The sequence below is a fragment of the Aquimarina acroporae genome (assembly GCF_023195925.1).
Taxonomy (GTDB): domain Bacteria; phylum Bacteroidota; class Bacteroidia; order Flavobacteriales; family Flavobacteriaceae; genus Aquimarina; species Aquimarina acroporae.
Window position 1 is genome coordinate 127,180 of sequence record NZ_JALPRE010000018.1, and the last position, 12,152, is coordinate 139,331.

At 35.5% G+C, this 12,152-nt stretch carries 9 protein-coding genes; 5 read left to right on the plus strand and 4 right to left on the minus strand.

Translation table 11 applies throughout. From position 1 onward, the window contains the following. The first annotated feature begins 7 nt into the window (after positions 1-7). The 5 genes from M0D21_RS20995 to M0D21_RS21015 all read left to right on the plus strand — a co-directional run bounded on the left by M0D21_RS20995 (position 8) and on the right by M0D21_RS21015 (position 6,527). Positions 8-1,864 carry a glycoside hydrolase family 13 protein gene (locus tag M0D21_RS20995; protein WP_248333165.1) on the plus strand — a complete coding sequence of 619 codons (1,857 nt, stop codon included), beginning with the start codon at positions 8-10 and terminating at the stop codon, positions 1,862-1,864. 28 nt (positions 1,865-1,892) lie between these two features. Further along, a complete protein-coding gene (locus M0D21_RS21000) occupies positions 1,893-3,281 on the plus strand; it encodes an alpha-amylase family glycosyl hydrolase (RefSeq protein WP_248333167.1) in 1,389 nt (462 codons plus the stop codon). 272 nt (positions 3,282-3,553) lie between these two features. Continuing rightward, positions 3,554-4,540, plus strand: coding sequence for a 6-phosphofructokinase (gene pfkA, locus M0D21_RS21005; RefSeq protein ID WP_248333168.1), 987 nt, complete (start codon positions 3,554-3,556; stop codon positions 4,538-4,540). Between the two features lie 47 nt (positions 4,541-4,587). After that, entirely contained in the window at positions 4,588-5,589 is a 1,002-nt protein-coding gene (gap, locus tag M0D21_RS21010) for a type I glyceraldehyde-3-phosphate dehydrogenase (RefSeq protein WP_248333172.1), read from the plus strand. 68 nt (positions 5,590-5,657) lie between these two features. Next, positions 5,658-6,527 (plus strand): N-acetylglucosamine kinase, encoded by an 870-nt coding sequence (locus M0D21_RS21015; RefSeq protein ID WP_248333174.1) that lies wholly within the window; start codon positions 5,658-5,660, stop codon positions 6,525-6,527. Between the two features lie 13 nt (positions 6,528-6,540). On the opposite strand, the gene M0D21_RS21020 is transcribed toward M0D21_RS21015, so the two are convergent. The 4 genes from M0D21_RS21020 to nirB all read right to left on the minus strand — a co-directional run bounded on the left by M0D21_RS21020 (position 6,541) and on the right by nirB (position 11,926). Then, positions 6,541-8,352, minus strand: a complete 1,812-nt coding sequence (locus M0D21_RS21020) for an ATP-binding protein (RefSeq protein ID WP_248333176.1) — start codon at positions 8,350-8,352, stop codon at positions 6,541-6,543. A gap of 6 nt (positions 8,353-8,358) precedes the next feature. Continuing rightward, a complete protein-coding gene (locus M0D21_RS21025) occupies positions 8,359-8,943 on the minus strand; it encodes a DUF4202 domain-containing protein (protein WP_248333178.1) in 585 nt (194 codons plus the stop codon). Positions 8,944-9,014: 71 nt separating this feature from the next. Continuing rightward, entirely contained in the window at positions 9,015-9,392 is a 378-nt protein-coding gene (gene nirD, locus M0D21_RS21030; RefSeq protein WP_248333180.1) for a nitrite reductase small subunit NirD, read from the minus strand. 17 nt (positions 9,393-9,409) lie between these two features. Further along, a complete protein-coding gene (gene nirB / locus M0D21_RS21035; RefSeq protein WP_248333182.1) occupies positions 9,410-11,926 on the minus strand; it encodes a nitrite reductase large subunit NirB in 2,517 nt (838 codons plus the stop codon). Positions 11,927-12,152 lie beyond the last annotated feature (226 nt).

Genomic DNA, 12,152 nt, shown 5'->3' on the forward strand with positions numbered 1-12,152 from the left:
TAAAGACATGAAAGGTAAATTAATAATTCTTTTCACTTGTTTTCTGTTTTCATTTGTAAACGCACAGGTTGAAAAGGTAGAACCTCCATTTTGGTGGAGTGGAATGCAAGCAAAGGATTTGCAATTAATGGTATATGGAAAAGATATTGCCAAGTTAGATGTGTCAAGCGATGATCTAGAAATTACAAAGGTCACAAAAACTGAAAACCCAAACTACATATTCATTACGATTAATACCACATCGGTAGAAGCCGGAAAGAAGAAGATCAAGTTATCAGAAGCTGGAAAAATTCACTCTTCTATAGACTACGAGCTTAAGGCTAGAAGAGAAAACTCTTCAAGTCGTAAAGGGTTTGATAGTAGTGATGTACTATATTTGATCATGCCAGACAGGTTTGCCAATGGAGATACTTCTAATGACTCTCATCCAGATACCAAAGAAAAAGCAGACAGATCAAACCCAGGAGGTCGCCATGGAGGGGATATACAGGGTATAATAGATCATCTGGATTATCTAAAAGATTTGGGAGCAACTGCTTTATGGAGCACTCCTTTATTAGAAGACGATGAACCCGTGTATTCATATCATACCTATGCGCAAAGTGATTTGTACAAAATAGATCCTAGATATGGCAGTAATGAAGATTATAAGAGACTAGCAAAAGAGATGCATGATCTTGATATGAAATTAATCATGGATTATGTAACTAATCACTGGGGATCAAAGCACTGGATGATAAAAGATCTTCCTACCAAAGACTGGATTCATCAATGGCCAGAAGGTTTTAGAAGGAGTAACTATCGTATGACTACTCAATTTGATACTAATGCCTCACAGGTTGATGCGAAGGGTTGTATGAATGGTTGGTTCGATACCACGATGCCAGATATGAATCAAAGTAATCCATTATTACTGAAGTATATCACCCAGAATGCAATTTGGTGGATCGAGTATGCAGATTTAGATGGATTTAGAGTAGATACTTATTCTTACAATGACAAAGAAGGTATAGCAAGCTGGACTAAAGCAATCATGGATGAATACCCTAATTTTAATATTGTGGGAGAAGTCTGGATGCACGATCAGGCTCAGATGGCATATTGGCAAAAAGACAGTAAGATTGGAGCTATAGACAATTTTAACTCCAATTTACCTTCGGTAATGGACTTTACGCTACATGATGCCATTACTGTGATTTTTAATGAAGATGAAGGGGCTTGGGATAAAGGAATGATAAGGGCTTATGATAACTTTACCAATGACTTTTTATATCCAGATATCAATAATATTCTGTTGTTTGCAGGAAATCATGATACCAATAGAATTAACGAAATATATCAAGGAGATATAGAAAAGTATAAAATGGCAATGACGTTGGTATTTACAACCAGAGGGATTCCGCAAATGTATTATGGTGATGAGATTGGAATGCTAGGAAACCGTGACAAAAAAGGTGATGGGGATATTCGTAGAGATTTTCCAGGTGGTTGGAAAGGCGATAAACAAAGTGCCTTTTTATCATCGAACTCAGAAGAAGGGCGAACCAAAGATCAGGAAGCTTTCCATTCTTTTACAAAAAAGGTATTGAACTGGAGGAAAAATACCCCGGTTATACATACCGGTAAATTACTGCAGTTTATACCATTCGACAATGTTTATGTCTATTTCAGATATGATGATACAAAAACAATCATGGTAGTACTTAATAATAGCACTACATCTCAGGAAATTGATGTAGCAAGATTTACAGAAGGAATTAAAGGATTAAAAACGGGTACAGATATTATTACTGATTCTAATATAGATATTTCAGAAAACTTTACGATTGCATCAAAGCAATCAATGATTATCGAACTAAAATAAAACAATAACTATAGTTAACTTAAACAATATGAGAAAAGCAATTTTAAATCTCCTGGTATTAGGAATTTTATGTTCCTGCGGAAAAACCAAAAAGGAGGAAACAGTTGCCAACATAAATGCCGAGACAAAAGAGGAAGTGAAACAAGTACTAGCACCTGTGAGTGATAGTATTATGGAAAATGCAGTTATTTATGAGGCCAATATTCGTCAATATTCAGAAGAGGGAACCTTCAAAGCATTTACCAAAGATATTCCTGCGTTGAAGCAATTAGGAGTAAAGATTTTATGGGTGATGCCTATATATCCTATTTCAACAACCAAAAGTAAAGGTCCTTTAGGAAGCTATTATGCGATTTCAGACTATACCAAGGTAAACCCAGAATTTGGTACTCTGGAAGATTTTCGAGAGTTAGTTAAAACCGCTCACGACAATGGGATTTATGTGATTTTAGATTGGGTAGCAAATCATACTGGTTGGGATCATTTGTGGTTAAAAGAACATCCAGAGTATTACACCAAAGATAAAGAAGGGAACATTACTCATACTGTGGGGACCGATTGGACCGACGTTGCTGATCTTAATTATGATAATAAAGAAATGAGAGCGCAAATGAGAAAAGATATGATCTATTGGATCAAAGAAGAAGGAGTAGATGGTTTTCGTTGTGACGTAGCAGGAATGGTACCGGTAGATTTTTGGGAGCATACTGTATCTGAACTTAAAAAAATAAAGCCAGTATTTATGTTAGCAGAAGGCTGGGAGCCAGAACTAATGGAAAATGCTTTTGACATGGGGTATGGCTGGGATACTCACCATAAAATGAATGACATTGCACAAGGTAAAGCAGATGCAAAGGAGTGGGACAAAAGAATGGTTCAAATAGACTCTATGTATGCTAAAGATGATATTTTAATGAACTTTACATCAAATCATGATGAAAATTCATGGAATGGTACGGTAGAAGAAAGAATGGGAGAGGCTAAAGAATTATTTGCCGCACTTTCTTATGTTGCACCAGGAATGCCTCTTATATACTCTGGTCAGGAATATGACATGAATAAAAGACTTCTATTTTTTGAAAAAGATACTATCATAAAGAACAAAGGGAAGTTTTTCCCGCTTTATGAGAAACTTGGTAAGCTAAAGAATAGTAATCCCGCCTTGCATGGAGGAAAGAATGCAGCTTCCTATTCCAGAGTTAAAACATCAGACGATAAAAAGGTGTTGGCTTTTGTAAGAGAGAAAGAAGGGAATAAGATTGTGTTTGTAGCCAATATGACAAAGGAGCCTGTTAAGTTTACCGCAGAGTATACCGGTAAGTTTAAAGACTACACATCAGAAGAAGTAATAGAAGCAAAACCAAATCAGGAATATGAACTGAGTCCTTGGCAGTATTTAATTTTGATTCAAGAGTAATCAAAAATTCAAGTGTTAATTTATCAAAACGGTCTACTTAGGTAGGCCGTTTTTGCTAGATGAATATTTTTAAGGAAAAATATGTGTTTGATAAAGGAGATTTAATCAAGCTTAGTGCTGTATTAAGATATTGACTTATTCTTAACGATATTCATGAAAATGTGTTAAAATATAGCCTTTTCTGTCGGTAAATACTGAATTTATTAACCGAAAACGTTTTAGTTTTTTAGCAAATTAGGTTATTCTGTTCATTAACGATAGTTTTGGCTATAATGACAAAGAAAGTTAAAAATATAGCTGTATTAACTTCCGGTGGAGATGCCCCGGGAATGAATGCTGCCATTAGATCTGTTGTACGTGCATGTAGTTATTTTCAGGTACAATGTTATGGTGTGTATAAAGGATACGAAGGGTTAATTAATAATGAGATAGAAGAACTGAATGCTCGGTCTGTAAGAAATATTATTAATAAGGGAGGTACTTTTCTTAAATCTGCACGTTCAAATGAATTTAGAACAGTAGAAGGAAGACAAAAAGCTCATGACAACCTTATAAAAAATGGTATAGATGCCTTAGTGGTTATTGGAGGAGATGGAAGTTTTACAGGAGCATTGAAATTATCTGAAGAGTTTGGTTTTCCTGTAGTAGGAATACCTGGAACTATTGATAATGACATAAATGGTACCGATTATACCATTGGCTACGATACTGCATTAAATACCGTTGTTGAAGCGATTGATAAGATTAGAGACACTGCAAGTTCACATAACCGATTATTTCTTATTGAAGTAATGGGACGCGATGCTGGGGATATAGCTCTAAATGCTGGAATTGGCGCAGGAGCCGAAGAGATCCTTATACCCGAAGAGGATATGGGAGTCGATAGGCTTATAGAATCTTTAAAGAAGAGTAAAAAAAGCGGTAAAACTTCAAGTATTATAGTAGTTGCTGAAGGGGACAAGTCTGGGAAGAATATTTTTGAGTTAGGAGAATATGTAGAAGAGCATCTAGACGGTTATGAAGTTAGGGTATCTGTGTTAGGGCATATTCAAAGAGGAGGAGCGCCTAGTTGTTACGACAGAGTATTGGCTAGTAAACTTGGAGTAGGAGCAGTAGAAGCTTTACTAGAAGGGAAAAGTGAAGTAATGATTGGAATTGTACATAAAACAGTTACGATTGTTCCTTTAACCAAAGCTTTAGAAAAAAGAATACACAAGCATGATGGCTTGATAAAGGTCGCCGATATCACTTCGGTATAAACCTATAACCACATTAAATTAAAATTAAAACAACTAAATTATTAGATATGAGTACGTTAAAAATCGGAATTAACGGTTTCGGAAGAATTGGAAGAATTGCTTTTAGGATCGCTTCACAAAGAGATAATGTAGAGATAGTAGCGATTAACGATTTATTAGATGTAGAACATTTAGCTTATTTATTAGAATATGATTCCGTACACGGTAGATTCGACGGAACAATTGAAGTAAAAAATGGTAACTTGGTAGTAAACGGAAAAGAAATTCGTATCACCGCTGAACGTAACCCAGAAGATTTAAAATGGGATGCTGCTGGAGTTGAAGTAGTGATGGATTGTACAGGAATATTCACTACACTAGGTACTGCTGATGCACACCTTAAAGCAGGAGCTAAAAAGGTAGTAATTTCTGCTCCTTCTAAAGATGCTCCAATGTTCGTAATGGGAGTGAATCATAATGAAGTGAAAACTACCGATAACATAGTATCTAATGCATCTTGTACAACAAATTGTTTAGCTCCTTTGGCCAAGGTTATCGACGATAATTTTGGAATTGAAGAAGGTTTAATGACTACGGTGCATGCATCTACGGCTACTCAATCTACTGTTGATACCCCTTCTAGGAAAAATTATAGATTAGGACGTAGCGCATTAAACAATATTATACCTTCAACTACAGGAGCAGCTGTTGCTGTAACCAAAGTAATTCCTGCTTTACAAGGTAAATTAACAGGTATGGCTTTTAGAGTACCTACGGCAGATGTTTCAGTTGTAGATTTAACGGTAAAAACCAAAAAATCTGTATCTTATGATGAATTGAAGGCTGTAGTTAAAAAAGCTTCAGAAAACGAATTAAAAGGTATTTTGGGATATACCGAAGAGGCAGTAGTTTCTCAAGATTTCGTTGGAGAGTCTCAAACTTCTGTTTTTGACGCAAATGCAGGGATAGCTCTTAATGATAATTTCTTTAAGTTGGTATCTTGGTACGATAATGAATATGGGTATTCTACTAAATTAGTTGATCTTTCAACTCACGTGGGTAACTTATAATATATAATACAATGCCCCGATACTATTTCGGGGCTTATTTTCTTTGCTAACAACAAACAACTTTTCAAATGATTTTATTAGCCGACGGTGGTTCTACTAAATGTGACTGGATTCTATTAGATGGAACCGGGGAAATCGTTTTTAAAACACGTACAGAGGGATTAAATCCAGCTGTATTCGAAAAATCTTTATTAGAAAAAAGAATTCGTAGTAATGAAGAACTTACTTCGTATAAAGATAAAGTAGAAGTGGTTAATTTTTATGGTGCAGGTTGCGGAACACCTAGACCTGCAGCAATGTTAAAAAATGTTTTTGAAGACTTTTTTGTAAATGCAGAGATAGAGGTCAAGGAAGATATGGTTGCTGCCGTGTATGCTGCGACTACCGAGCCTGGAATTGTTTGTATTTTAGGAACGGGATCAAATAGCTGCTATTACGATGGAGATGATATACATATGGCAGTAGATTCTTTAGGGTATATTTTAATGGATGAAGCTAGTGGTAACTATTTTGGAAAAAGGCTTATAAGAGATTATTACTACAAAAGAATGCCTCCAGAAGTAGCTTCAGAGTTTGAAAAAAGGTTTGATTTGTCTTCAGATAGTATAAAAGAAAATTTATACAAAAAACCGAATCCTAATACCTATCTAGCTTCTTTTGCAGAGTTTATTTTTACAAGTGAACGAAATGGATACTTCTATAAGATTATTACCGAAGGTATTCAGGAGTTTGTAGAAACGAGAGTATTGTGTTTTCCAGAAGCTCAGAATGTACCTGTGCACTTTATTGGTTCGATTGCTCATTTTAGCGAAGATATCATACGAGCAGCTGTTTGGCCATATCACCTTACAGTAGGAAATATCGTAAGACGACCAATTGATGGGATTATAGATTATTACCGAAACGAGGTTATTAAAAATAAACCAAACAAAGTATAAATAAACTTTACTATTAGGAGATTGGATAATTAAGAGTGACTCTGGTTCCTTGTCCAGGAATCGAGTTCAGAAAAATCCTTCCGTCGATATAATTCATACGTTCTTTCATGAAAAATAGCCCCATACCACCTTCGGCATTATTGCTTGGTTTTGAGGGCACTTTTTCAATATCGAATCCTTTTCCATTGTCATCAATGCTAATGCTTAGCAGTGAAGATGTGTGATTAATACGTATCATGATATGCTCAGATTCAGCATATTTAATGGCATTATTTACGGCCTCCTGAGTAACTCTGTATAAATTGGTTTCTACTAAGGTATCAAAACGTAGATCAAAGTTTGATCCGTTTTCGAATACTATTTTTTTACTGGTTAACTTCGATAGCTCCTTAGCCATTTTCTGCAATGCAATAGAAATACCATAATCTTTTAGTTCGGGAGGAGTGAGGTTAAAAGTTGCAATTCTTGTTCCTTGTATTAAATCTTTAGATAACTGTTTTAATCCTTCGATTTTTTGCTTGGTCTTTTCAATATTCTCTAAATTAATAGATTCAATATTAAATTTAAGAGCAGTTAGCATTTGACCAATACTATCGTGAATTTCTTTAGCAATTCTTTTGCGTTCCTCTTCTTGAGCTTCAACGATTTGACTGGCATTTGACTTTTGAAGTTCCTCTTTTTCTCTATATCTTGAAGCATTAAGCCGCTCTACCTCAATTTGAGCTTCTTTTCTTTTTGATATATCAGAACACAATACAAGTTTTTCAGAATTCCCAGATTCTTTGAAGACAGTTAAAATTGAGATGTCTAACCAAATATTTTCTCCTGTTTTGGTTTCAAACTCAAACTCCTCATTAAACACCCCTCCGTTGTTTTGAGCAATTAACCGTAAAAGCCTGTTTTTTTGAACTTCGGTAAGAGACATAAGTTCTACCAAGTTCTTTTGTTCATATTCTTCTCCTGCCTGAAGAAGCTTAGCAAATCGTTGTCCTAGACTTTTAATATTTGCAGATGCATCAACACGAGCATATAGTAACGTTTGATCAACAGCTCTTGTCAAAGAGATAAGCTCCTGAACATTTTCTTCCTGAACCTTTCTTAATTCCTCGGCTCTTCTCGCCATCTCTTCAGATTTTTGCTGAGAGACCAATAACTTCGAGATCGTCTTTTTAATACTTAGTGCAACCGGTCTAAATAATAAGAAAAACTCAAAAACTAGAATTAATAATATGACACCAAATAATACATACTCCACCCTTTTGAGGTCAGAAACTTTTTGCTGCGCTTCTTTTTCATATTGAAAAACAATGGCATCCATTTGCTCTAAAAAGAGAGGCTCATTATTAATAATGGTATTAATATGAGCATTTAACAGGCTATTATCAATAGTATCTTTCTTGAAAATCTGAATCGCCTTTGTACTACTAGAAAATATGAGTTCAAAGTGGGGTTGAAGATCTGTAAACATTTTCTCAATATCAGTACTATCATTTTTTCTTTTTTGAACAGTCTGATTAAATTGAATAAGGGCATTATGAGATTGTTTCCAGAGTTCTAAAGTTGATTGTACATTAGCAATAAGTTCTTCCTTAGTTTTATTCTTTTCGGGGTGAGAAAATAATAAGATTTCTTTGGTTAATTTTTGGCTTAACATTCTTTGTCTTCCCGAAATATTTATGATACGTGAATCATCTATTTGAGAACTAAGAAATCGTTGAATAAGAAATTGCCCACCAATAGTAAACAAAGCTATGGCTCCCAAAGCAACAATGTAAATCTTACTTAGGCGACTAAAAGTTTGATAATCTAAGGAGTCTCTTTTCAATTTATATTAGGCTATAGCTTGTTTAACCAAAGCTAAGGCTTTTTCGGAATATTTGATTTTTAATGCTGCGTTATGTCCTTCTTTAGACATTTTACGCCAGGTTTTTCTGAGAATATCAATTACTTTTTCTTCTGAATGTTTTTGTGAAAAATCTTGATAATAGTACTCAAGAAACACCAAGCAAATTACATCTTCGAGGGTTTGCGTTTCTTCATCTTTTTTAAGCTTCTTTTTTTGAAGTAGAAAAGAAACGCGCTCTATGACTTCTTCACTATAGCCAACCTCATTTAAAATTTCTGAAGCTTTTTTTGCATGAAATTTTTTAAGTTCTTCTCTCCATTTTAGATACCCTATACGATCCATAGGGTAGGAGTCTCTTGGGATTTCCCATCTGCAAATATGTTGGGACCTAGCTGCAAGTTTTAAAGATTCAGAAGCTTCTGGAGCAAATTGCTCCAGAGTTTTAGTCATTCTCTGCCCATAAATTAACTCCTTGGCAATAGATTCACCATTTAAGTTTTCTTTATTTGGATCTTTTGCATTTGCTTCATCAAATAAAATATAGGCAGCATTAAGTTTATCGGTTGGCATAAAAGTACGATATGGTTATGCAAACAAATGTATGTTTTTCTACGGGAAATAACTATGTTCTGTTTGTATCTTTATTCAGAAAAGCCTACATATACAAAGCCATTTTCAATCTTTACTGGGTAGGTAGCGATAGGGTCCAAATCTCCGTTAAGATTCTCTCCGTTTTCTAATGAAAATGTTTTTTTATGCATGGGACAAGCTACTTTTGGAACTCCATTTTGGTCACCAATCATTCCACGACTTAATACCATTTCCATCTTGTGCGGACAAACATTCTGGCAAGCGTACCATGCTTTTTTTCTTTCAAAGTTAAACACTGCTATTTGTTTGTCTTTATATTTAATACATGCACCTCCATTACTTGGGAATTTGCTTACCTGCGCGGCTTTAAACCAAACAGTAACATCTTGTACTGTAGTACTTTTGTATTGTTCTAATAATTCTTCCATAATCTATCTCCTTAAATTTATTTCCAGGGCTGCGGCATTTTTTGATCTCTTAAAGAAACGAAGACAAGGTTATCATCTGGTTCTTCACTGTTCACAAAGTGATTGAATCTTTTCATAATTTCCTCATCTTGGATAGCTTGTGTCCATTCGCATTTGAATGACCCTACCAGAGTTTCCATTTCTGTTTCAAGTTCATCGGCAAGACCAAGTTTATCATCAATTACTACTTGTTTGAGATATGCTATACCTCCTTCTAATTTATCTAACCATTTTGCGGTTCTTTCTAAAGGAGCTGCAGTTCTAATATAGAACATCAGAAAACGGTCAAGATATTTGATTACAGTTTCGTTGTCTATTTGTTCTGCCAAAAGTTCTGCATGTCTAGGATTGGCGCCACCATTTCCGCATACATATAGATTCCAACCACCTTCTACAGCAATGACTCCAAAATCTTTACAACGTGCTTCTGCACACTCACGTATACATCCAGAAACGCCACCTTTTAATTTGTGAGGTGATCGTAAACCTTTGTATCTTTCCTCTAGTTCAATAGCAAAGCTTACACTTTCATCCATTCCATATCTGCACCAAGTTGATCCTACACAACTTTTTACTGTTCTTAAAGATTTTCCGTAGGCGTGCCCGCTCTCGAATCCATGATCGATAAGGTCTTTCCATATTTTAGGTAATTGATCTAGTCTTGCACCAAAGAAGTCTACTCTTTGCCCTCCTGTTATTTTGGTGTATAGGTCATATTTTTTTCCAACTTCTCCCAGTGCAATTAGTTTTTCCGGAGTGATTTCTCCTCCAGGAATTCTGGGTACTACCGAATATGTCCCGTTCCGTTGAATGTTTGCCAAAAATCGATCATTCGAATCTTGTATTGGAGCTTCTTCATTTGCAGTATCAGCATAAATACTGGCTAAAATTGAAGCGATCACAGGCTTACATATCTCACAACCGTCTCCTTTACCAAAATGGTCTAGTACTTCATCATACTTCCTGTATCCTTTGAGTTTTATGATATCATATAATTCTTGTCGATTATATTCAAAATGCTCGCAAATGGTATCTTTCACTTCTCTACCCAAAGATTTGAGCGTGGCATCTACGAGATCTTTAACCATAGGTTTGCACCCTCCACAACCTGTTCCAGCTTTTGTGCAGGAGATTACATCGCCCAAGTCATTTGCATTTCCATTTTCGATGGCACCACATATTTGACCTTTGGTCACACTTTCACATGAGCATATTTGAGCATTATCAGGAAGATCCATTACATCACCAAGTAGTCCATCTCCATCGCCACCTCTACTTCCCAAAATTAGGTCTTCGGGTTCTTCAGGTAATTTCATTCCGTTAATATATATCTGAAACAGAGAATTGTAATCTGAAGAATCTCCAACCAATATGCCACCTAGGAGTTTTTTCCCATCTTTAGAAACGTTTATTTTTTTATAAACCCCTTTACGTTTGTTTTCATAAATTATCTCATCGATATCGTCTTTGGCATCATTCAAAGCATCTCCAAAACTAGCAACTTCGGTCCCAATTAATTTTAATTGAGTTGACATATCGATATATTCTGGCATTTCTGATGCTCCACCAGTTATTTGATCAACCGCTACAGCAGCCATATCATATCCAGGAGCAACTAGGCCATAGATCATACTATTTAATAATGCACATTCTCCAATGGCGTAGATACATTCATCAGAAGTTTGCATTTGCTGATTTACCAATATTCCTCCGCGAATGCCTACTTCTAATCCGGCTTCGCGCGCAACTTCATCTCTTGGACGTATACCCGCTGAAACCACCAGCATGTCTACTTTTAATTCTGTGTCGTCGATATATTGTAGGCCTTCGATGGCTTTTTCTCCTTGAATGTATTGTGTTTGTTTTGAAAGATGGACTTTCAAGCCCAAGCTTTCAATTTTTGCCTGTAACATGTTACTGGCTCCATTGTCTAATTGTCTAGGCATTAGTCTAGGAGCAAATTCTACCACATGTGCATTTAACCCAAGGTTTTTGACTGCATTTGCTGCTTCAAGACCTAAAAGTCCGCCACCAAGTATTGCAGCTTCAATTTTACCTTGTTCTTTCAATTTTTTAGCATATGCCTTTGTGGCTTCTAAATCTTCAATAGTTCGATATACAAAAACTCCTTCTTTTTCAATACCAGAAATAGGAGGAACAAAAGCAGAAGATCCAGTAGCTAGTACTAAATAATCATAAGAATATGTGTCACCCCTATGATTGGCAACTTTTTTTTCTGCACGATTGATTTCGGTAATCATTTCTGAGGTATGGAGATCAATATTGTTTTCTTCATACCAAGTGGCAGACGACATGCTTAAGTCTTCAGCAGTCTTTCCAGAAAAATACTCGCTCAAATGAACACGGTCATAAGCTCTTCTAGGTTCTTCTCCAAAAACTATGAGTTTATATTCGCTAAATTTTTCGGAGGCTACAAATTTCTCACAAAACTTATATCCTACCATTCCGTTACCGATAACAACTACCTTCTTCATAAATTAAGTATTTTGACATTCAAAATTAAGTATTAATACGTATTTAAGTAATAAGAATTATGTAATTATGAGGGGGGTAAATTGAAAATTTAAAAAAAATAAACATCAATCCCTGCAAAAATCATTTTTGCAGGGATTGAATACAAAACAAACCTTAATTTAGTTATTGTCCATCGGCTGGTTTAGGACTCCACTTCAAAAAGTTAGGTTTAACTACCAACATAGC